Raw genomic sequence first — 21,236 nt, 5'->3', positions numbered from 1 at the left:
GGGGGTTTGCGGCCCCAGTGCGGCTGCTCGCCCGCCGGGAGGCGGGTCCGCGTGTGCGGCTGGTCGTCGGAGACGGACACGGCAGCCCCCTTGGGACGAGGGTGGGCGGGCAGGCGGGCAAGCGGGCGCGCGCCCCCGGAGGGGCGTGCGTCAACTCTGTCACCCGGACGGTGGCCCGTGGGCGGGGATTCACCGAACCGGACTAGTCATTTCGGGCTAGTCCACGCGAAGTGGACGCGTAGGCAGTGGGAACCGGATGCGGAACGGCGGATCAGATCGTTAATCAGATCGCCATCCCATAGACAATGGTGAAGAGCGTTCCCAGCGAACCGATGATGAACACGCCGGTCAGTCCCGCGATGATCAGCCCTTTGCCCTGTTCCGCGCTGAACGTGTCCCGCAGCGCCGTCGCACCGATCCGCTGCTTGGCCGCGCCCCAGATCGCGATCGCCAGACAGCCGAGGATGGCCACCGCCATCACGACCTCCACCATCGTCCGGGCCTGGTTGCCCAGATTGGCGAACGGGCCCCAGTTGGGCGCGATGCCACCGATGATGGTGTTGATGTCACCCTTGCCAGCACTGAGATACACAACAACCACCCACCTGATCATCATTCAAAGCCCAGCACCCGGCCGTGGCGAAGGGCCCAGCCCTATTCTTGGCCAGATCCGATGTCGACTTGGCCACTTCTTGAAGGTTCCCTGACGAGGCTCTCGTCACAACTGCCACGATGGGGCCGTTCGACTCGCGCTGATCGACTCGTGCAGGGGTCCGATCACGTCCTGACGTCGCTCGATCGACCCTACCGCTTACTGTCTGTATCACCGGTGATTGTCAGCGGCAACGCTGGCGCGGACACTGGCGGATGACACCACGTGACCCGTGGCCCCGCGTGGGCCCCGCACGGGCCCGGCACGGGCCCCGCACGGCCGGGAGGAGGCCCCGATGGCGGTTCGGCGCAGTGCCGCGCTGCTCGGCGGCGGGGTCGCGGTCGGGCTGGTCGGGCTCTTCGGGTCGTTCGTGATGGCCGTGATGATCACGGCCGGGAACATCAACCAGGCGGCGGCCCAAGGGGCGACCACGCTCGCGCCCGGGACGGTTCCGACCGCCTACACGAGCCTGATCCAGCAGTGGGGCAACCTGTGCCCGGAACTGACGCCGCCTCTGCTCGCGGCCCAGCTCTACCAGGAGAGCGGCTTCTCCCCCGGCGCGGTCAGCCCGGTCGGCGCGCAGGGGATAGCGCAGTTCATGCCGGCCACCTGGAGGATCTACGGGATCGACCCCACCCACACCCACACGCCCAGCGTGTGGGACCCGGCCGACGCGATCCCCTCCGCCGCCTCCTACGACTGCCAGCTGGCCAAGGACACCGCGAGCGTGCCGGGCGACCGCACCTCGAACATGCTGGCCGCGTACAACGCCGGCCCCTACGCGGTGATCAGCGCGGGCGGCGTTCCGGCCATAGCGGAGACGCAGCACTACGTCCAGAACATCAAGAAGCTGGCACTGTCCTTCACGGCCGCGACGACCGTCGCGTTCTCCTCCCAGGCGGCGGGCGCGATCTACTTCGCGCAGAGCAAGCTCGGCACGCCCTACCTGTGGGGCGGTGAGGGGCTGGCCTCGCAGGGCTACCGCTTCGACTGCAGCGGCCTGACCCAGGCCGCGTACGCCAGCGTGGGGATCAAGCTGCCACGCGTCGCCGCCGACCAGTGGTACGCCGGTCCGCACCCGAGCCGGGACCAACTCCAGCCCGGCGACCTCGTCTTCTTCTCGCACGACCCGCACGACCCGTCGCAGATCCACCACGTCGGCATCTACGTCGGCGGCGGCTACATGATCAACGCCCCGCACACGGGTGCGGTGATCCGCTACGACTCGATCGACTCCGAGGGTGACTACTTCGGCGCCACCCGGGTCACCACCGACGGCGCCGCGGCGCTGCCGCCGGTTCAGGCCAACGGCACTATCGCGAACGGACCATGACGCCGCGTTGACGCCGTGTTGACGCCGTGTTGGCGGACGCGGTGTGTCGGTTGTGCTGAACCCGTGAGCGAAGGGCAACATTCCGATAACTTCCTGGGTGATCGGAACGCTTTGGGGCATTCGTTCCGTTGTGCCCGCTGTCAGGCGAGCACACTTGACCTTGGTGCAACGACGCAACGGGGGTTGCTCTACGGCTCTTGGCTGAGGAATGTGCGGAGGTGTGCGGGGTGGTCGCGCTGCTGGCGGACGGCGGTGGAAGCCTCGACTGGTCGTTGGTGTCGGTGGTCAACGGCCTGGCGAAGAGCCTCCCGCACGCCGTGGACACCGCACTGGCCTTCATGGGGGAGTACGGGGTCCCGCTCGCCTCGGTCCTGTTGCTGCTCTTCGCCTGGGCGAGGGCCCGCCGCGGCACGGCCGCGCCGGTCGCCGTCGCGGGCCTGCTGTGGGCCGGTCTCGCGTCCGGCCTGGCCCTGCTGCTGAACGTGCCGGTCCGGGCGATGGTCCAGCGCCCCAGGCCGTTCGTCTCCCACCCGGGTCGGCTGGACCTGCTGATGAGCCATCAGGCCAACGGGTCCTTCGTCAGCGACCACGCGACGTTCACCATGGCGCTGGCGGTCGGAGTGATGCTGGTCGACCGGCGGCTCGGCCGGATCGGCATCGGCCTGGCGTTCGTCGAGGGCTTCCTGCGGGTCTTCATGGGCGTTCACTACCCCTCCGACGTCCTCGGCGGCTACGCGCTGGGCACGGCGACGGTGCTGCTGCTCGCGCCGGTGGCGATGGCCGTCCTGACGCCGTTCACCCACGCCCTGACCCGCACCGGCCTCCGGCCGCTCGTCCTGGCGTCCACGACCTCACGCGGGCGCGCCGCGACGTCGGAGCCCCAGCCGTCGGGCACGACGGAGGAGCCGCCCCACCACCTGGCGGCGTAGGCCCCCCGCCCCGGCGCGGGCACGCCGCGTCCCTGGCTCGCGGCTTCGCAGCGGCTCCCCCGGGTCGACCGCCGGGGCCGGGGCCGTGGCCGTGAGTCGGCTGCCGACCGGGGTCGGCGCTTTCCGGCTGCCGCGAGGCGGTTCCCCACGGTGGGGCCGCCGCTGACCGCCGGTCGGCGCACGGAGCTCCTCGGCTCCGCCCGAACGCAGGCCGGGGTCCTACCGGCCGGGTGGCCGGACCGGGGCTGACGGCCGGGGCCGTGGTCGGCCGCAACCGCCGACCGGGGCTGGCGCCTCCGGGCTGCCGCGAGGCGGTTTCCGGCGGGGGCGGCCCGCCGTCCGTCGCGCAGCGGCGCTGCCGGTGCGTCCGGTGGCGGTGGGTCTCAGCTCAGGGGGATGCCCTGCGGGAAGCGGAAGAGGCCGTGGGGGTCGTAGGTGCGCTTGACCTGGCGCAGGCGGGTGGCGTTCGCGCCGTAGTAGGCCTGCTCCCAGCCGTGCAGCTGCGGGTCGATGTAGTTCTGGTACGCCTCGCCGCTCGCGTACGGCCGCATCGTGTTCCAGGCGTTGTTGATCCAGGACCAGCTGTGGGAGGCCGCCGTGCCGCCCGTGACGCCCGCGGGGTAGTCCGCGGTGTACTGGGCGAGGAAGAGCGCGTTGCGGTGGACGAACGCGGTGTCCCGCGCGCCGACGCGGTTGATCGCGCCGCCCAGGGCGTCGAAGGCGACGGCCGCGTCGCCGCCCTTGGGGGCGTAGCTGCGGTAGCGGGCCACCGCGGCGACGACCGCGGCCGCGCCCGCACCCGTGAGGGGTTGGGTGAAGAAGTCCGAGCGCGCGCCGTAGGAGGAGCGGACCACACGGCCCGCGGGGCTGTGGCCGGGCAGCACGCCGGGCACGTGGGCCTGGGCCGCGGACTCGCCCGTGACGCCGCCCATGACCTGCATGGTCGCCAGGTACGAGGCGCTGTGCAGGGAGACGCCCGTCGGTCGCTCGGTGAGGCGGTCGATCAGGTTGGCGAGCTCGGTGCGCGAGCCGCCGAGCAGGTTGACCGTCGACTGGACGCGCAGGTTGCCGTCCCAGGAGGTGGTTAGGTGCAGGTTGGCCCACAGGTTGTCCGGCGCGCTCGGCGCCCACTGCTGCCAGGCCTCGATGGCCTGCCGTGCGCGTGACCACGGCCAGGACAGGAAGCCGTAGGCGCAGTCGTCGGCCGGGTGGGTGCGGAAGTCGAGGCGGGTGACGACGCCGAAGTTGCCGCCGCCCGCGCCGCGCAGGGCCCAGAACAGGTCGGCGTCCTTCTGGGCGCTGACCTCGCGGATCTGGCCGTCCGGGGTGACGATCTCCGCGCCGATGAGGTTGTCGCAGGTCAGGCCGTTGGCTCGGCCGGTGACGCCGACGCCGCCGCCGAGCGTCAGGCCGCTGACGCCGACGCTCGGGCACGAGCCCGCGGGGATCGTCCGCCCGGACGCGGCGAGGCGGGTGTAGACGTCGATCAGCCGCGCGCCCGCGCCGATGCTCGCGGTGCCGCCGCTCGCGCCGACGGTGTCGAGCGCGCCCACGTCGACGACCAGGCCGTTGCTGACGGTGGACCAGCCGGCGTAGCTGTGTCCGCCGTTGCGGGGCACGATCGGCACGCCGGAGCTGCGCGCGAAGGCGAGGCAGGCGGCGACGTCCTTCGCGCTCTTGACGTAGGCGACGGCGGCCGGGCGCACGCTGTCGAAGCGCGGCTGGAAGAGCTCGACGGCCTCGCCGAAGTCGGCCTGGCCGGGGCGGATCAGTCGACCCGACAGTTGGTGGGCGAGCCCCGTCCAGTCGGGCGCGCCGCTGGCGACGGCCCGCGCGGTCGTGGTGACGCCGTCGCTGACCTGGCCGGAGGCGGTGGCGGCCGCGGCCGGTCCGGTCTTCGCGCCGCAGGCGGCCATGCCTACGCCCGCGGCGAGGGCGCCGCCCGCGCGCAGCAGGTTCCGACGCGTGGTTCCCTGGTCGCCCATGCTGATCCTTCTACCGCCCCGAGTGATGGTTACGCGGGAGTAGACGTGCATTCCCCCGGGAGGGTTGCAGATCTTCCGACAAGACGACCGGCCGGAGCAGGGTGAGGGCGAGCCCGGAAGGAGGCCGGAGAAGCTTCGGCCGAGCACGGAAAGAGGCCGGAGAAGCTCCGGCCGGGCCCGGGACGGGCTACGGCGCGCTCTCGGCGTGGTGGTCGTCCGCGTCGCGGCGGGCGCGTTCCCGGGAGCGGCGGGCCGGGGCGTGCCAGCCGCAACTGCAGCTTGCCACGGCGAACGCGCCCCTCTCCGTCACGGACGTGATGTGCTCCGTCATCCCCTCGCCCCGCTGGTGGGGGATCGCCTGAGCCGCGTCGTGGGTCACGATTCAACGGTAACCCGGACAGCTCAGACATTCGTTGGGCCGGACGGCCGTAACCCCCTGGGGGGAGGCTCGTTGGGCACTGCGCGCACGCCACGCCGCGCACGCCGTGCCCAGGAGGACTTGTATGTCTCGCCCGTACCGCCGCGCCTTCCACGCCGCAGCCGCCGCGACCTCGGTCGCCGCTCTGCTCGGCCTGGCCGCCTGCTCCTCGTCCGGGCAGACGGGCGCGAGCAACGACGCCCAGACCGTCAAGGTGAACCCGGCGGACGACCACCTGGCGGCCGACCCGCTCTCGGCGGTCCGTGCCGCGGCCGACATCACCGGGCACAACGGCTCGATCCAGGACGCCACCATCCTGCACACCGTCGCGGCCAGGAAGCAGATGACGCTGCACGGCACCGGCGTCTACGACTACACCAGCCACCTCGGCCGGCTGGAGATCAACGTCCCGGCCGGCAGCGCCACCCCGGCGGGCAAGCTGACGGAGATCGTCGGCCCGGGGGTGGTCTACCTGCAGAACCCCGGCGCCAAGGTGCCCGCGGGCAAGTGGGTCAAGCTCCAGGTGCAGCAGCTGGGCGACGGCAACCTGGTCAGCAGCGGCGCCACCGATCCGGCCAGCGCCGCCGACGCGCTGCGCGGCGCGCAGACGGCCGTGCTGGTGGATTCGGCCACGGTGAACGGGGTGGTCCTCAAGCACTACAAGGGCACGCTGGACCTCGCCCGGGCGGCCACGGCCACCGGCGGCCCCTCCAGTGCCGGGCTGGCGCTCGCCTCGCACACCTTCACGGTCAAGAAGGTGCCCTACGACGTCTGGCTCGACGAGCACGGCCGTATCAACAAGATCGTCGAGGTTTTCACCTTCTCCAACGTCCCCGGTTCGACGGCGGCCAAGGACCAGGTCGTGGTGACCTCCACCAGCGAGTTCTCCGGCTTCGGTACGCCGGTGCAGGTCGCGCTGCCCTCCGACGCGGACGTGGTCGGGCCGAGCGCAGCGGCCAGCAGCAAGTAGCGCAGTGCCGTCCCGCCCGCGGAAAGGGCGAGGCCGTCGCGTGCAAAATGGCCCAGACGTGCCATGCACGCCCGGCACGGGGTGCCTACTCTGTAAGGAGTTGACTGCCCGTCGGCGGTGAGGAGGTGGCACGCGTGGCTGCGGACGACCTGGTCGCCCTGGCCGAGATCGAGATGTACAGCGATCTCATCATCGCGGCCGCCGCGACCCCCGGCGAGCGGCTCACCGAGGAGCGGATCGACACCATCCTCCGCGTGGAGCGGGACCCGAAGATGCCCCGGGTCCCGCAGCAGCGGGTCAGCGGCGAGGATCCGCGCCCGGGTCAGTGATCACGTGCCCCCGCGTGAACGCGGAGCGGGAAAGACCACGGGAATGTGATCAGGAGCGCAGCAGTCGGGAAATCGCGGCGGTGGCCTCGGCGACTTTCTCCTCCGCCTCCGCCCCGCCCTTCTCCATGGCGTCGGCGACGCAGTGCCGCAGGTGCTCCTCCAGCAGGCTGAGCGCGAAGGACTGGAGTGCCTTGGTGCTGGCGGACACCTGGGTGAGGATGTCGATGCAGTAGGTGTCGTTCTCGACCATCCGCTGCAGGCCGCGGACCTGGCCCTCGATCCGGCGCAGCCGCTTGACGTGGTCGTCCTTGCGTGCGCTGTAGCCGTGAGGTCCGCTGTGGGCCGAGTGCGTCGTCTCGACGTGCTGCGTCTCTTCGGCGGCCAGGGCTTCCACGGCGTCCATGCCCCCATGGTAGGTGGCACGGGCTCGATCCGGTCACGGGTGGATATCGAATATCGGTGCGGTGGGCACTTCAGGGTGACCGCTGTGCCAGTGCGTACGCAAGGATGATTTCCGTTGCTCCGTGTCAGCGGTAACACCCCGGTGTGCGCAAAGCGCGGACGCAGCGCCTAGCATCGCTACGTCCGCCCCTGTACTTCGGAGACTTTTGTGCGCATTCGTCTGACCCCTCGGGAGACGAGCTTCTATGACTTGTTCGCCGCCTCGGCGAACAACCTCGTCACTGGCTCCAAGCTCCTGCTGGAACTGCTCGGCGCGGACGTCGCGGGGCGGGCGGAGATCGCGGACCGGATGCGCGCTGCCGAGCACGCGGGCGACGAGTCGACCCACGCGATCTTCCACCAGTTGAACTCGTCCTTCATCACCCCGTTCGACCGGGAGGACATCTACGCACTGGCCTCCTCGCTCGACGACATCATGGACTTCATGGAGGAGGCCGTCGACCTGACGGTCCTCTACGAGGTGGAGACCCTGCCGAAGGGCGTCGAGCAGCAGATCGAGGTGCTGGCCCGGGCCGCGGACCTGACCGCGGCGGCGATGCCGAACCTGCGGACGATGGACAACCTCACCGAGTACTGGATCGAGATCAACCGGCTGGAGAACCAGGCCGACCAGATCCACCGCAAGCTGCTCGCGCACCTGTTCAGCGGCCAGTACGAGGCCATCGAGGTGCTGAAGCTCAAGCAGATCGTCGACGTCCTCGAAGAGGCCGCCGACGCGTTCGAACATGTGGCGAACACGGTGGAGACCATCGCCGTCAAGGAGTCCTGAGCCTCACGTGGACATCTTCGGACTGGTCCTGGTCATCGCTGTCGCCTTCGGCTTCGCCTACACCAACGGCTTCCACGACTCGGCCAACGCCATCGCGACCTCGGTCTCGACGCGGGCGCTGACCCCCAAGGCCGCCCTGATGATGGCGGCCGTGATGAACCTGCTCGGCGCGTTCCTCGGCGAGGGCGTCGCGCAGACCGTGAGCAAGGGCATCATCGCCACCCCGACCGGCAGCAACGGCCTGGTCGTCCTGTGGTCCGCGCTGCTCGGCGCGATCGTGTGGAACCTGATCACCTGGTACTTCGGCCTTCCCTCCTCCTCCACGCACGCGCTGTTCGGCGGCATGGTGGGCGCGGCGTTGGCGAGCGGGACGACCGTCTTCTGGTCGGGCCTGCTGGACAAGGTCATCATCCCGATGCTGACCTCGCCGGTCGCCGGCCTGGCCCTGGGCTTCCTGGTGATGCTCGGCGTCCTGTGGATCTTCCGCCACGCCAACCCGCACCGCGCCAAGCGCGGCTTCCGGATGGCGCAGACCGTCTCCGCGGCGGCCATGGCGCTCGGCCACGGCCTGCAGGACACGCAGAAGACCATGGGTGTCGTGGTGATGGCGCTGACCATCTCCGGCCACTACTCCGGGTCGAACATCCCGACCTGGGTCAAGATCTCCACCGCCCTCGTCATGGCGCTGGGCACCTGGGCCGGCGGCTGGCGCATCATGCGGACGCTGGGCCGCAGGATCATCGAGCTGGACCCGCCGCAGGGCTTCGCGGCCGAGTCCGTCTCGGCGCTGGTCCTGTACGTGACGTCCTACGCCTACAAGGTGCCGGTCTCCACGACCCACGTCATGACCTCCGCGATCATGGGCGTGGGCGCGACGAAGCGGGTCCGCGCGGTGCGGTGGGGCGTCGCCAAGGACATCGTCCTCGGCTGGTTCATCACGCTCCCCGCGGCGGGCGTGGTCGCCGCGCTCGTCTACTGGATCAGCTGGGCGATCGTCGGCTAGGGCCCCTCAGGGGGCACCGGGCTCTGCTGAACAGAGGCTCCGCCGCGGGGCGCGAGCAACCACCGCGTGCGGATGGCCGTGCTCGCTCGGGGCTCCACGCGGGTGGGTGGCTTCTCGCGCAGTTCCTCGCGCCCCTGAGGGTGCAACCGCAGGCCGCAGTGCAACGCGAAGGGCCCGACTCCCCTGGGGGAGTCGGGCCCTTCGTGGTTGACCTCCGCGGCGGCACCGCCTAGTAGCGCCGCGGAGGAGTTCTCGGGCGGCGAACCGTCAGCCGAAGCGGCCGGAGATGTAGTCCTCGGTGGCCTGGACCGACGGGTTGGAGAAGATCTTCTCCGTCGAGTCGATCTCGATCAGGCGGCCCGGCTGGCCGACGCCCGCCAGGTTGAAGAACGCCGTCCGGTCGCTGACGCGCGCGGCCTGCTGCATGTTGTGCGTCACGATGACGATCGTGAACTGCTCCTTGAGCTGGCCGATCAGGTCCTCGATGGCGAGGGTGGAGATCGGGTCCAGCGCCGAGCAGGGCTCGTCCATCAGCAGGACCCGCGGCTCGACCGCGATGGCGCGGGCGATGCACAGGCGCTGCTGCTGACCGCCGGAGAGGCCCGCACCGGGCTTGTCCAGGCGGTCCTTGACCTCGTTCCACAGGTTCGCGCCGCGCAGCGAGCGCTCGACGGCCTCGTCGACGACCTTCTTGTTGCGGACGCCGTTCAGCTTGAGGCCGGCGGCGACGTTCTCCTTGATGGACATCGTCGGGAACGGGTTGGGCCGCTGGAAGACCATGCCGACGGTGCGGCGCACGGCCACCGGGTCGATGTTCGCGCCGTAGAGGTTCTCGTCGTCGAGCATGACCTTGCCCTCGACGCGGGCGCCGGGGATCACCTCGTGCATGCGGTTCAGGGTCCGCAGGAAGGTGGACTTGCCGCAGCCGGACGGGCCGATGAAGGCCGTCACCGTGCGCGGCTCGATGGTCATGGAGATGTCCTCCACGGCCCGGAAATTGCTGTAGTACGCGTTCAGTCCGCTGACGTCGATGCGCTTGGCCATGATGTGTCTATCGCTTTCTACAAGTCTTCTGGATGCCGGGTTGCCGGGAAGCGCACGTCAGCGCGTGGCGCCCTTGGGGGCCTTCCAGCGGGCGATGCCGCGGGCGACCAGGTTGAGGATCATGACCACCGCGATCAGGACCAGGGCACCACCCCAGGCACGGGCCTGGGACTGGTCGGTGCCCCTCGAGTACTCGGTCCACACGAAGAGCGGGAGCGAGGACTGCGGGTTGTTGAAGGGGTCCATGTTGATCGTGTCGGCGCCGAAGACCAGCATCAGGATCGGTGCGGTCTCACCGACGATGCGGGCGACGGCCAGCATCACGCCGGTGACGATTCCGCCGAGGGCGGTCGGCAGCACGACGCGGGTGATGGTGAGCCACTTCGGCACGCCGAGGGCCAGGGAGGCCTCACGCAGCTCGTTCGGGACGAGCTTGAGCATCTCCTCGGTGGAGCGCACGACCACCGGCAGCATCAGGATCGCCAGCGCCAGCGCGCCTGCGAAGCCGGTGAACGGCATGTTGAGGATGATGATCCAGAAGGACAGGATGAACAGGCCCGCCACGATGGACGGGACACCGGTCATGACATCGACGAAGAAGCTGACCGCCTTGGAGAGCTTGTTGCCCCGGCCGTACTCGACCAGGTAGACGGCGGTCAGGATGCCGATCGGCGCGGCGAGCAGGGACGCGATGGCGACCTGCTCCAGGGTGCCGATCAGGGCGTGGTAGAGGCCGCCGCCCTCCTGGTTGATCGCGACCCCGTTCATGGAGTGCGTCAGGAAGTTGGCGTTGATGACGCCGATGCCCTTGCTGATGGTCATCCACAGCACGGAGATCAGCGGCAGCAGGGCCAGCAGGAAGGCGACCCAGACGAGGCTGGTGGCGACGTAGTTCTTGGCGTGGCGGCGCCCCTCGACGACGGCCGAGGTGACGTACTGGATGACCACGTAGAGGATCGCGGCGATCAGCAGCCACTGGGGCTTGCTGCTGAGGTTGAACCCGGCGCCGATGGCGACGGCCAACAGCACGGCCAGGGCCAGGTTGACGGCCGGCATCCAGCGCGGCAGGCGGCGCTCCGTCAGGGAGGAGCTCAGCTGGGACGTGGTGGCGAGGCTGCTCATCAGGCGTCAGCTCCCGAGTATTCCTTGCGACGGGCGATGATCAGGCGGGCGGCGCCGTTGACGAGCAGGGTGATCACGAACAGCACCAGACCGGCGGCGATGAGCGCGTCACGACCGGTGCCCTGGGACTCGCCGAACTGGTTGGCGATGGTCTGGGCGATGGTCGAGCCTGCCGGGTCCAGGATGTGCAGGTTGATCACGTAGGACGGCGAGAGCACCGTCGCCACGGCCATCGTCTCGCCGAGCGCGCGGCCGAGGCCGAGCATCGACGCGGAGATGATGCCGGAGCGGCCGAAGGGGATCACGGCGGTGCGGATCATCTCCCAGCGGGTCGCGCCGAGCGCGAGCGCGGCCTCCTCGTGGGCGCGGGGCACCTGGAGGAAGATCTCGCGGGAGACCGCGGTGATGATCGGCAGGATCATGATCGCCAGCACGATGCCGACGGTGAACAGGCTGCGCGGCTGAGTGCCGGGCTCGTTCTGGTGGAAGATGTACGTCCAGCCGAAGTACTGGTTCAGCCAGGCGTTGACGCCGATCATGTGCGGCACGAGGAAGAGCGCGCCCCACAGACCGAAGACGATCGAGGGGACCGCGGCCAGCAGGTCGACGACGTAGCCGAGGGCCTGGGCGATGCGGCGCGGCGCGTAGTGCGAGATGAACAGCGCGATGCCGAGCGCGACCGGCACGGCGATCACCATGGCGACGACGGCGCTGATGAGCGTGCCGAGCGCGATGGCCGCGATGCCGAAGGTGATCGGGTCGGCCTGGGTCTGCCAGTCGGACGTGGTGAGGAAGTTGCCGTGGTCGGCGCTGATCGCGCTGACGGCGCGGACGGTGAGGAAGGCCGCGATGGCGGCCATGATCACCAGCAGCGCGACGCCGCTGCCGCTGGACGCGAACTTGAAGATCGCGTCACCGCGGCGGCCCGTCCTGCCGCTGTCGGACAACGACGAACCGCCCCGCTGCGGCGAGGAGCCGGCGAGGTTGGGGGCTGCGGACTGGGAGCCCTTCGAGGGCTGCGGGTCGCTCGGGGGAGCGCTTGTGTCGCGTGGGGTTTCCATGAGATCTCCGGTCTGGTGGCGCGGACCCTGCTGGGTTCGCGCCTGGCGGCGGTGCACCGGACGTGAGGGAGCGTTCGAGGCTCGATGACGGTTCATTGCGAAGGATCTGTCCCAGTGGCGCGGGGGCCGGCGTCGGACGCCGGCCCCCGCAACCTCAGGTCTCAAGAAGGCTCGCGGACGAGCCGCGGGACCTTAGGACAGGCCGTTGATCGTGGTCTTGACCTGGGCCTGCAGGCTCGCCGGCAGCGGGAAGTAGCCGAGGCTGGCGACCGAGGTCTGGCCCTGGGTGCTGGAGATGTAGTTCAGGAAGGCCTTCAGCGTCGGCAGGGTGGCCGGGGCGTTGCCCTTGTCGCAGGCGATCTCGTAGGTCACCAGGTCGATCGGGTACGCGCCGTCGGCCTTGGTGGTGTACGCCGAGGTCAGGTCCAGCGTCAGGTCGGGGGCGGTGCCGGTGACCTTGGCGTCCGCGATGGCCTTGGAGGCGGCGTCGGTGGAGACGGCGACCGGGGCGGAGGCGCCGGTGGCGATCTGCGCGGTGGTGATGTTCTGCTGGGTCGCGTAGGAGAGCTCGAAGTAGGAGATCGAGCCCTGGACCTGCTTGACCTGGGCCGCGAGACCGGCGGAGCCGTTGGCCGCCTGGCCACCCTTGGCCGCCCACAGCTTGTTCGGCTGCAGGGTGTAGTCGGTCGGGGCGGCGGCCGCCAGGTAGGCGGTGAAGTTGGCGGTGGTGCCGGAGCCGTCCGAACGGTGGAACGTCTGGATCGGCAGGCTCGGCAGGGTCGCGGTCGGGTTCAGCTTCTTGATGGCCGCGTCGTCCCACTTGGCGATCTTGCCGGTGAAGATCTGGGCCAGGGTGGGGGCGTCGAGCACCAGGTTGGAGACACCGGGCAGGTTGTAACCGATGGCGATGGGGCCACCGATCATCGGGATGTTGATGCCCTTGCCGCCGCTCTTGCAGGCGGTGCCCTCGGTCTTGGCGACGTCGGCCGGCTTCATGGCGGCGTCGGAGCCCGCGAAGGCGACCTTGCCGGACTGGAAGGAGGTGATGCCCGCGCCCGAGCCGGTGGCCTGGTAGTTGACCGTCACGCCGGAGCAGGCGGCCTGGAAGTCCTTGACCCACTGGGTCACGGCGTTGGCCTGCGCGGTCGAACCGGCGCCGAGCAGCTGGCCGGAGGCGCCGGAGCACGCGATGCTGCTCGCCGCAGCGGAGGAACCGCCGGCGGCCGGGCTGCTGCTGGCGGAGGAGTTGCTGTTGTTGTCGGAGCCGCACGCAGCGAGCGTCAGCGAGCTGACGACCGCAAGGGCGCCGATGGCGAGGGCCTTGGTGCGGCCGTTGCGCTGGAGCTTCACTTGGTGTCCCTTTCATGGGTCCACTGCCGCGGGGAGGAGCGTGGGCAGCGGTACATCACTGACAGCAGGAGGGCCGGTCGGCCTCCGGATGACTTTGAAGTTAGGCACGCGAAGTGAAGCGTTCGGCCTGCGCAAATGAACGGAAAGTGAACCTGTGTCGGACACCGGGATACGCAGACCGGTAGTAACGGTTTCGGCACGGCCAGAGCACGGTCAGGGCACAACCGGGACGCGCGTAGCACCCGTCACACCAGTGTGCAGGCTCATCGCCCGAGCTGCTCCAGCAGCGCGTCGACCAGGTCCCGGTCGTGCGCGTAGCTCAGCTGGGCCCGCGCCTGCGCGACCGGCAGCCAGCGCAGCGCGTCGACCTCGCGGTTGGCGACGAAGCCGCCCGTCAGCACGGTGGCCGACCAGTAGCGCACCCGCTTGATCCGGTCTCGGAAGAGGTAGTGCTGGGTCGGCAGACGACGGCCCAGCAGCACCGTCATCCCGGTCTCCTCACGGGCCTCGCGCAGGGCCGCCTCGCGGTGCTTCTCGCCCGGCTCCAGCTTGCCCTTGGGGAAGCTCCAGTCGTCGTACTTGGGCCGGTGCACCAGGGCCAGTTCGAGGCCACGGGCCTTCTCGCGCCACAGGACGACGCCCGCGGCCTTGATCAACTCCATGCTGCGCGGTGCCCGATCCTCGTGGGTCGTCTTCGATTTCTTCTGGGGGTGGCCGGTCAGGTCGATCGGGCGAGCCATGGGTCGGTGAGCCATCCGGAGCTGTGGAATGCGGGCCAGGACACGCTGAAGGCGTGACGCGCGGCCTCCACCTCCAGACGTTGATCAGCATGCACCACTCCGAGCACGTATGCCGTCGCCGGAGTGATTCTCGGCGTGCGCGCCGCGAGCGCCGCCGCCTCGGCCGCGTCGGCGGCCTCCTGCTGGTGTTCCAGATGTCCGGCCAGCTCCGCGAGCCCCGCGAGCGGCTGCTCGGTGCGCTCGCCGAGCAGCGGACGGCACACCTCCAGCGCGTACCGGACGTAGCGCACGGCCGCGCCGGCCCGGGTCCAGGCCGCGTCCTCGTGCGCGGCCATCGCCGGGGACTCCGCGGCGGGGACGGGCACGCGGTGCAGCGCGTCGCCGTTGTACGGCAGCCCGGCGCGCGACAGGGGCAGCCGGGAGACGGCCAGCTCCAGTGCTTCGCCCATCCGGGCGAGGTGCCCCAGCAGCTGCTCGGGCGGGTTGGCGGCGCTCGGGTCGCGCAGCGGCAGGTCGGAGACGAGCAGCGTCATCCGGTCCGCGAGCGAGTGGAACCGGGACGAGCCCAGCTCCTGGAGGGCCGCGGTGTGGCTGCGGGACCGGGCCAGGGTCAGCTGACGCTCCAGCATCGCCCGCGCCTTTGGTGCGCCGGGGTGGTGGGCCAGCAGGCCGCCGACGGTCGCGTCCGGGGGGCGGACCGGATCGGCGGCGGTACGCGGCGTCGGCACGGCTGCGTCGGTGCAGGTCAGCGAGTCGACGGCGGCCAGCAGCCGGGCCAGACGCCGGGTGTAGCCGCCCTCCTGGCCCAGTGTGACCACGAGCGCGGCCAGGTCGCCGCGCATGGTCTCGGCCCATATGGGATCCAGCAGGGCGCCGAACCCGTGCAGCGCCCCGTCGACCCGGCGCAGCGTCCCCAGGTCGACGTCGGGCAAGGCCCGCAGGAAGCGCCCGGCCTGCTCGGCCAGGTTCGCGGCCAGCAGGCTCTCGGCCGAGGAGGCCCCGGCGAGGGGCGTCTCGTTCTCGGTCGTCATTCGGTCAGTCCCCGTTGCTTGCTCGGCCCGGTCTCTTGCCTGGGCGTGGGTAAGGAGGTGGGAGTGGAGTCAGCTGGCGCCCGCATGTGTGCCCCAGCTGTCCTCGCCGCGCCGGGAGCGGCGGCGAGAGTCGATGAGCAGTTCCTGGACGTTGCGCAGCGGCCGCCCGTCGGCGTCGTGCGCGTGCCGCGTCCAGACCCCGTCCGGGCCCAGGTGCCACGACGAGGTGTCGTCGGCCATGCCGAGTGCGAGCAGCCCCTGCAGTTCGGCCCGGTGGCCCGGGTCGGTGACCCGCAGCAGCGCCTCGATCCGGCGGTCGAGGTTGCGGTGCATCATGTCCGCGCTGCCGATCCAGACCTCCGGGTCCCCGCCGTTCTCGAACAGGAAGATCCGCGAGTGCTCCAGGAAGCGCCCGAGGATCGAACGGACCCGGATGTTCTCGCTCAGCCCCGGCACGCCCGCCCGGATCGCGCAGATGCCGCGCACCCACACGTCCACCGGCACGCCCGCGATCGAGGCCCGATAGAGGGCGTCGATGATCGCCTCGTCCACGATCGAGTTGACCTTGAACTGGATCCGCGCCGGCCGGCCGGCCCGGTGGTGCGCGATCTCGTCGTGGATCCGCTTGACCAGGCCGTTGCGCAGCGAGCGCGGCGCGACCAGCAGGCGGCGGTAGGACTCGCGGCGCGAGTACCCGGAGAGCCGGTTGAACAGGTCGGACAGGTCCGCGCCGACCTGCGGGTCGGCGGTCAGCACGCCGAGGTCCTCGTAGAGGCGCGCGGTCTTCGGGTGGTAATTGCCGGTGCCGACGTGCGCGTAGCGGCGCAGCGTGTCGCCCTCCTGGCGGACCACGAGGGAGAGCTTGCTGTGCGTCTTCAGGCCGATCAGGCCGTAGACGACGTGGCAGCCCGCCTCCTCCAGCTTGCGGGCCCACTTGATGTTGGCCTGCTCGTCGAAGCGCGCCTTGATCTCGACCAGGACCAGCACCTGCTTGCCCGACTCGGCGGCGTCGATCAGCGCGTCCACGATCGGCGAGTCGCCGGAGGTGCGGTAGAGCGTCTGCTTGATCGCCAGCACCTGCGGGTCGGCGGCGGCCTGCTCCAGGAAGGCCTGCACCGAGGTGGAGAACGAGTCGTACGGGTGGTGCAGCAGCACGTCCCGCTCGCGGACGGCGGCGAAGATGTCCGGCTGCGAGGCCGACTCCACATCCGTGAGGCCCCGCGCGGTCCCGGCCACGAACGGCCGGTACTTCAGCTCCGGCCGGTCGGCGCCCGCGATGGCGAACAGGCCGGTCAGGTCGAGCGGGCCGGGCAGCGGGTACACCTCGGCCGCGGAGATGTTCAGCTCGCGGACCAGCAGGTCCAGCACGTATGGGTCGATCGACTCCTCGACCTCCAGGCGCACCGGCGGGCCGAAGCGGCGCCGCATCAGCTCCTTCTCGAGCGCCTTGAGGATGTTCTCGGCGTCGTCCTCCTCGACCTCCAGGTCCTCGTTGCGGGTGACCCGGAAGGCATGGTGGGCGAGCACCTCCATGCCCGGGAACAGGTACTCCAGGTGCGCGCCCATGACGTCCTCGAGCGGGACGTACCGGTTGGGCGAGGCCTCCAGGAACCGCGACAGCGACTGCGGCACCTTCACCCGGGCGAAGTGCTTGTGCCCGCTGACGGGGTTGCGCACGACGACGGCCAGGTTCAGCGAGAGCCCGGAGATGTACGGGAACGGGTGCGCCGGGTCGACGGCCAGCGGCGTCAGCACGGGGAAGATCTGCTGCCGGAACAGCGCGAGCAGACGCGCCTGCTCCTTGTCGCTCAGTTCGCCCCAGCGCACCAGCTCGATGCCCTCGGCCGACAGCTCGGGCAGCACGTCCTGGTGGAAGCAGGCGGCGTGCCGGGCCATCAGCTCGCGGGAGCGTGTCCATATGAGGTCGAGCACCTCACGCGGCTGCAGACCGCTGGCGCTGCGCTGGGCGACGCCGGTCGCGATACGGCGCTTGAGGCCGGCGACGCGGACCATGAAGAACTCGTCCAGGTTGCTGGCGAAGATCGCCAGGAACTTGGCCCGCTCCAGCAGCGGGGTCTCCGGGTCCTCGGCGAGCTCGAGTACGCGCTCGTTGAACGCGAGCCAGCTGCGCTCGCGGTCCAGGAAGCGGTTCTCGGGCAGCGTCTCGGCGTCGAAGCCGTCGGGCAGGGTGGTGTCCTCGGGCACGAGGACGGTACCGGAACCGGGGCCGGCCGCCGGAGCGGACAGGCCCGACTTGGCGGGGAAGGGTGACGGGGCAGGCTGGGCTGTCATGGTCTGTGGCTCCTCCTGCGCGGCGTCATCCGCCCGCCGCCGCGGTGACGGGACGGATCGCATTTCGTGATCTTTGCAACGGCATTTGAACTCAAGGTAAATACAGCGTGGCCTGCAGGAAAGCTGAGGCGGTCGCCTGTGCTTCGTCTGCAGGCCTTTCGGCACCGCAGGGACCGACGCGCGGCCCCTCGAGGGCTCAGCCGCGCACGCCGAACATCAGGTCCACCTCGTGCACCGTGAACCCCGCCTGTTGGTATACCCGCAGCGCGGCCGGGTTATCGGCGTCGACGTAGAGCATCACGGTCGGCAGCCCGCGGACCTCACCCAGATGGCGCAGTCCGATCGCGGTCAGCGCCTTGCCGAGCCCGCTGCCCTGCTCCGTCGGGCTGACCCCGACCACGTAGACCTCGCCGAGCCCGCCCTCGGTCTTCGTCCAGTGGAAGCCGACGAGCTCGCCGCCGCGCTCGGCGAGGAAGAACCCGTCCGGGTCGAACCACGGCTCGGCCTCGCGGTCCTCGACGTCGCGACGGGTCCACGCGCCCTGTTCGGGGTGGTGCGCGAAGGCGGCGGCGTTCACCTTCAGCCACGCCTCCTCGTCCCGCCCCGGCTCGAAGGTCCGCACGGTGACGCCCTCCGGCAGGGGCGGGACCGCGGGCGCGGGCCCGGTCCGGCGCAGCTGCCGCAGCTCGCGGACCAGGTCGAGGTCGAACTCCTGCGCCAGGCGCTTGGCGCCCGGGTGGCCGCCGTGCGCCCAGACCCTGCGGGCCCCGCTGTTCAGCGTGCGGCGCAGCAGCCCCCGTCCGTAGCCCTCGCGCCGCCGCGCCGGGTCGATCACCAGCTCGGCGGTCCAGTCGGCGTCGATCTGCGCGTACCCGAGGAGTACTCCGTGCTCGTCCCTGCTGGTCAGGTGGTTCACGTCCGTCCGCCCGCCGCGCAGGGCCAGCCTCCCCTGCTCCGAGACGGCCTGCCGCCCGTCCGCGTCCGCCGCGCGCTCCAGCAGCGCGGCGATCTCCTCACGCTCCTCAGTGTCCATACGTTCGACCATAGGGGAGCCGAACCGTCCCCGGGGCTCGTGCGTCCCGTCAGCCGCGGGGCAGGGCGGCGATCGAGGCGAAGGCGCAGGCCGCCGCGACGGCGAAGGCCGGGCCGAAGCCGGCGGCGGTGATCAGGGCGCCGACGACCGGCGGGCACAGCGACGCCGTCAGGTTCTGGCCCGTGTTCTGCACGGCCAGCGCGCGCCCCGCCCAGCGCGGGCCGGCCAGCTCCGCGACGGAGGTGAAGGACAGCCCGTTCGTGCTCGCGGAGAGCCCGCACAGGACGACCAGCAGCACCACTCCCGCCGCGCTGTCGCCCGCCACGACCAGGCCCGCGCCCAGGACGCCGACGGCCGCCGCCAGCGACCGCATCGGCTTCAGACGGCTGCCGACCGCGTCCGACCAGCGCCCCGCGCCGATCCGGCACGCCGCCGCCAGCGCCTGGCCGCAGGCCATCAGCTGCCCGGCCGCGACCGCGGGCCAGTGCCGTACGTCGGTCAGGTACACCAGCCCGAACGCGCCGACGGTGAACTGCGGCCACACCATCAGCGCGCTCGCGCCGTGGATCCGCCACAGGGTCGGCGTCCGGTACGGGCTCGGCGTCCGCGCGCTCTCGGCGGCCTGGGCCGCCGGCCTCGGCGGGTCGACGACGAACAGCGCGGTCAGCAGCGCCATCACTCCGGACAGCACGGCGACGAACAGCACGGCGCCGTGCAGGCCGTGCGCGGCGGCGATCGGCGGCATCGCCACCGCCGCGACCAGCATCCCCAGCGGCGTCGACGTCTGCCGCACGCCCATCGCCAGCCCGCGCTGCTCGGGTGGGAACCACCCCAGCACGACCCGCCCGCTGGCGGCCGACACACTCGCCCCCGCCGCGCCCGCGACGGTGAACACCACCCCGAGCCACACCAGCCCGTGCACCAGCAGCGCGGCGCCGAGCGCGACCGTCGCCATCCCGAGCCCGGCCGCCAGCACCCACCGCTCCCCGTACCGGTCGGTCGCCGCGCCCCACGCGTACAGCGCCAGCAGCAGCCCCACCGTCGGACACGCGACCAGCACCCCGGCCTGCGCCAGGGTCAGCCCCTCCACGCTGCGCAGCGACGGGATCAGGTACGGCATCCCGTACAGGAACGCGCACGCCGCCGTCTGCGCGGCGGTCCCGAGCGCGAGCATCACCCAGCGCCGGGAGGTCTGCGGGGCGGTCGCTTCGGCTGGGGACGCGTGGGCCTCACGCTGACTTGAGGACATGTCAGCATGATGGCCCAGTATTCACATGGTGGGACAGATCATTTCAGATAGTGGACGGAAGCTCCGGGGGAGGGGTCGGCGCGCCGGGGAGCTTCATGGTCGCGAGGGTGCCCGGGTGGGCGTTGGAGAGGGCGACCTCGCCGCCGCAGTCCTGCACCGTCTGCGAGACGATCGCGAGGCCGAGCCCGGAGCCCGGCATCTGCCGCGCGGCGGGCGAGCGCCAGAACCGCTCGAAGACCCGGGAGAGGTCCTCCTCCGGGATCCCCGGCCCCTGGTCGCGGACGGTGAGGGTGCCGAAGTGCAGGCCGAGGTCGATCGTGCCCCCGGGCGGCGAGAACTTCACCGCGTTGTCGAGCAGGTTGATGACGGCCCGTTCGAGGGCGTGCGCGTCCGCGCGGACGTACCAGGGGTCTATGGCGACGGTGAACTCCAGCCCGGGCCCGCGCAGCCGCGCCCGGTCCAGCGCGCGGGCGGCGATGTCGTGCAGCGCGACGACCTCCAACGGCTTGGCGCCTTGCGGCCGCGTCGGCCGGGAGAGCTCCAGCAGGTCGCCGATGAGCGTCGACAACTCGCCCATCTGCGCCTTCATGTTCCGCAGCAGCCTCGTCCTGGTCTCCTCCGGCAGCGGCCGCCCGGTGTCGTCACTGCGGACCAGCAGGTCCACGTTCGTGCGCAGCGAGGTCAGCGGCGTTCGCAGCTCGTGCCCGGCGTCCGCGATCAGCTGCGACTGCCGCTCCCGCGAGGACGCGAGCGCGGTCGACATGGAGTTGAAGGAGGTCGACAGCCGCGCGATCTCGTCTTCGCCGTTGACTTCGATGGTCGTACCGACTTCTTCGGTCCGGGCGATGTGTTCGACGGCGGCGGTGAGCTTGTCTACCGGCCTTAGCCCGGTGCGAGCGACGTACCAGGCCGCTATCAACGCTCCGGCGATGACGACGAGTCCGATGAGGAGCAGAAGCAGGCCGAGTTCCGCGAGCGCGTGGTCCACGGGGGCAAGCGGTTGTGCGAAGGCGACGGCCACATCGGCTGTGACCTCTGTGCCGTTCGCGCTGACGACGACCTGCGGGCCGTAGCTGACCGTGTAGATCATCACGCGCGTACCCCCCACCGTCCGGCCTTCCCGGAAGGTGTGCGGAGCGTTGGGGCCTCCGGTGCCGCTGTTTGCGAGGGCGACATCGCTGGCGGTGATCTTGACGGCGCGGGGATCGGAGGAAGGGCAGCTAAGTCCGCTCGCGAAGATCAGGGTCGGCGTGGTGTCGGTCGGTTCGAAGCCGTGGCCGGTGGGGCCGCTACTCGTGCTGCACAAAAATGTCAGGCGCTCGCCGCCCCCAGGGTGCGCGTACGACTGCTGCAGAGTGTCCTTCACCTGGCCGAGCATCTGCTGCTTGGCCGCGTACCAGCTCAATGCGCAGCACAGCACCACGGCGATCGTGACGACGGCAGCCGTCATCGTCGCCAGCCGGC

20 protein-coding genes are annotated in these 21,236 nt (G+C 70.9%); 6 read left to right on the top strand and 14 right to left on the bottom strand.

The genetic code is table 11. The features are described from left to right. Positions 1 to 283: 283 nt before the first annotated feature. Positions 284 to 592, bottom strand: coding sequence for a DUF8827 family protein (locus TR50_RS02635; protein ID WP_042373303.1), 309 nt, complete (start codon positions 590 to 592; stop codon positions 284 to 286). Positions 593 to 947: 355 nt separating this feature from the next. Between TR50_RS02635 and TR50_RS02630 the strand changes: the two genes are divergently transcribed. Together TR50_RS02630 and TR50_RS02625 are read left to right on the top strand one after the other, a co-directional pair. Next, on the top strand, positions 948 to 1,985 hold the full coding sequence (locus tag TR50_RS02630; protein WP_042413111.1) for a C40 family peptidase: 1,038 nt from the start codon (positions 948 to 950) through the stop codon (positions 1,983 to 1,985). Positions 1,986 to 2,182: 197 nt separating this feature from the next. Continuing rightward, positions 2,183 to 2,914: a phosphatase PAP2 family protein gene (locus TR50_RS02625; protein ID WP_236654206.1), complete on the top strand. Its 732-nt coding sequence runs from the start codon at positions 2,183 to 2,185 to the stop codon at positions 2,912 to 2,914. A gap of 383 nt (positions 2,915 to 3,297) precedes the next feature. Here TR50_RS02625 and TR50_RS02620 read toward each other — a convergent pair whose 3' ends face one another. Together TR50_RS02620 and TR50_RS02615 are read right to left on the bottom strand one after the other, a co-directional pair. Further along, positions 3,298 to 4,899, bottom strand: coding sequence for an FAD-binding oxidoreductase (locus tag TR50_RS02620; protein ID WP_042413108.1), 1,602 nt, complete (start codon positions 4,897 to 4,899; stop codon positions 3,298 to 3,300). Between the two features lie 187 nt (positions 4,900 to 5,086). Beyond that, complete coding sequence (locus TR50_RS02615) at positions 5,087 to 5,278, bottom strand: hypothetical protein (RefSeq protein WP_152648208.1); 192 nt, start codon at positions 5,276 to 5,278, stop codon at positions 5,087 to 5,089. A 124-nt stretch (positions 5,279 to 5,402) separates the two neighbouring features. Between TR50_RS02615 and TR50_RS02610 the strand changes: the two genes are divergently transcribed. Both TR50_RS02610 and TR50_RS02605 read left to right on the top strand, forming a co-directional pair. Continuing rightward, entirely contained in the window at positions 5,403 to 6,287 is an 885-nt protein-coding gene (locus TR50_RS02610) for an SCO4651 family lipoprotein (protein WP_052440595.1), read from the top strand. 134 nt (positions 6,288 to 6,421) lie between these two features. Further along, a complete protein-coding gene (locus TR50_RS02605) occupies positions 6,422 to 6,616 on the top strand; it encodes a hypothetical protein (protein WP_042413106.1) in 195 nt (64 codons plus the stop codon). A gap of 49 nt (positions 6,617 to 6,665) precedes the next feature. On the opposite strand, the gene TR50_RS02600 is transcribed toward TR50_RS02605, so the two are convergent. Further along, complete coding sequence (locus tag TR50_RS02600; protein WP_042413105.1) at positions 6,666 to 7,019, bottom strand: metal-sensitive transcriptional regulator; 354 nt, start codon at positions 7,017 to 7,019, stop codon at positions 6,666 to 6,668. Positions 7,020 to 7,226: 207 nt separating this feature from the next. Between TR50_RS02600 and TR50_RS02595 the strand changes: the two genes are divergently transcribed. Next, positions 7,227 to 7,847: a DUF47 domain-containing protein gene (locus TR50_RS02595; RefSeq protein WP_042413104.1), complete on the top strand. Its 621-nt coding sequence runs from the start codon at positions 7,227 to 7,229 to the stop codon at positions 7,845 to 7,847. 7 nt (positions 7,848 to 7,854) lie between these two features. Further along, positions 7,855 to 8,850, top strand: a complete 996-nt coding sequence (locus TR50_RS02590; RefSeq protein ID WP_042413103.1) for an inorganic phosphate transporter — start codon at positions 7,855 to 7,857, stop codon at positions 8,848 to 8,850. A 267-nt stretch (positions 8,851 to 9,117) separates the two neighbouring features. Here the strand turns inward: TR50_RS02590 and pstB are convergent, their stop codons facing one another. From pstB to TR50_RS02540, 10 genes are all read right to left on the bottom strand, one after another. After that, entirely contained in the window at positions 9,118 to 9,894 is a 777-nt protein-coding gene (gene pstB, locus TR50_RS02585) for a phosphate ABC transporter ATP-binding protein PstB (RefSeq protein WP_042413102.1), read from the bottom strand. 57 nt (positions 9,895 to 9,951) lie between these two features. Next, the gene (gene pstA, locus TR50_RS02580; RefSeq protein WP_042413100.1) at positions 9,952 to 11,016 is read right to left on the bottom strand and encodes a phosphate ABC transporter permease PstA; all 1,065 of its coding nucleotides are present in this window, start codon (positions 11,014 to 11,016) and stop codon (positions 9,952 to 9,954) included. Beyond that, positions 11,016 to 12,077, bottom strand: a complete 1,062-nt coding sequence (gene pstC / locus TR50_RS02575) for a phosphate ABC transporter permease subunit PstC (protein ID WP_084699653.1) — start codon at positions 12,075 to 12,077, stop codon at positions 11,016 to 11,018. Before pstC ends, pstA begins: the two co-directional genes overlap by 1 nt. Before the next feature lie 192 nt (positions 12,078 to 12,269). Then, positions 12,270 to 13,427 carry a phosphate ABC transporter substrate-binding protein PstS gene (gene pstS, locus TR50_RS02570; RefSeq protein ID WP_042413098.1) on the bottom strand — a complete coding sequence of 386 codons (1,158 nt, stop codon included), beginning with the start codon at positions 13,425 to 13,427 and terminating at the stop codon, positions 12,270 to 12,272. Positions 13,428 to 13,690: 263 nt separating this feature from the next. Continuing rightward, positions 13,691 to 14,089 carry an NUDIX hydrolase gene (locus TR50_RS02565; RefSeq protein ID WP_042413380.1) on the bottom strand — a complete coding sequence of 133 codons (399 nt, stop codon included), beginning with the start codon at positions 14,087 to 14,089 and terminating at the stop codon, positions 13,691 to 13,693. 56 nt (positions 14,090 to 14,145) lie between these two features. Then, positions 14,146 to 15,198, bottom strand: a complete 1,053-nt coding sequence (locus TR50_RS02560) for a CHAD domain-containing protein (RefSeq protein WP_042413096.1) — start codon at positions 15,196 to 15,198, stop codon at positions 14,146 to 14,148. Positions 15,199 to 15,267: 69 nt separating this feature from the next. Further along, positions 15,268 to 17,490 (bottom strand): RNA degradosome polyphosphate kinase, encoded by a 2,223-nt coding sequence (locus TR50_RS02555; RefSeq protein WP_042413094.1) that lies wholly within the window; start codon positions 17,488 to 17,490, stop codon positions 15,268 to 15,270. 196 nt (positions 17,491 to 17,686) lie between these two features. Then, positions 17,687 to 18,523 carry a mycothiol synthase gene (gene mshD, locus TR50_RS02550; protein ID WP_236654204.1) on the bottom strand — a complete coding sequence of 279 codons (837 nt, stop codon included), beginning with the start codon at positions 18,521 to 18,523 and terminating at the stop codon, positions 17,687 to 17,689. Positions 18,524 to 18,572: 49 nt separating this feature from the next. Then, positions 18,573 to 19,772, bottom strand: coding sequence for an MFS transporter (locus TR50_RS02545; protein WP_042413091.1), 1,200 nt, complete (start codon positions 19,770 to 19,772; stop codon positions 18,573 to 18,575). Positions 19,773 to 19,815: 43 nt separating this feature from the next. Beyond that, positions 19,816 to 21,222, bottom strand: a complete 1,407-nt coding sequence (locus TR50_RS02540) for a sensor histidine kinase (protein ID WP_236654203.1) — start codon at positions 21,220 to 21,222, stop codon at positions 19,816 to 19,818. Positions 21,223 to 21,236: the final 14 nt, after the last annotated feature.

Origin of the sequence: Streptacidiphilus anmyonensis (genome assembly GCF_000787855.1) — a bacterium.
Taxonomy (GTDB): Bacteria; Actinomycetota; Actinomycetes; order Streptomycetales; family Streptomycetaceae; genus Streptacidiphilus; species Streptacidiphilus anmyonensis.
This window is presented reverse-complemented; position numbering and strand designations above follow the sequence as displayed.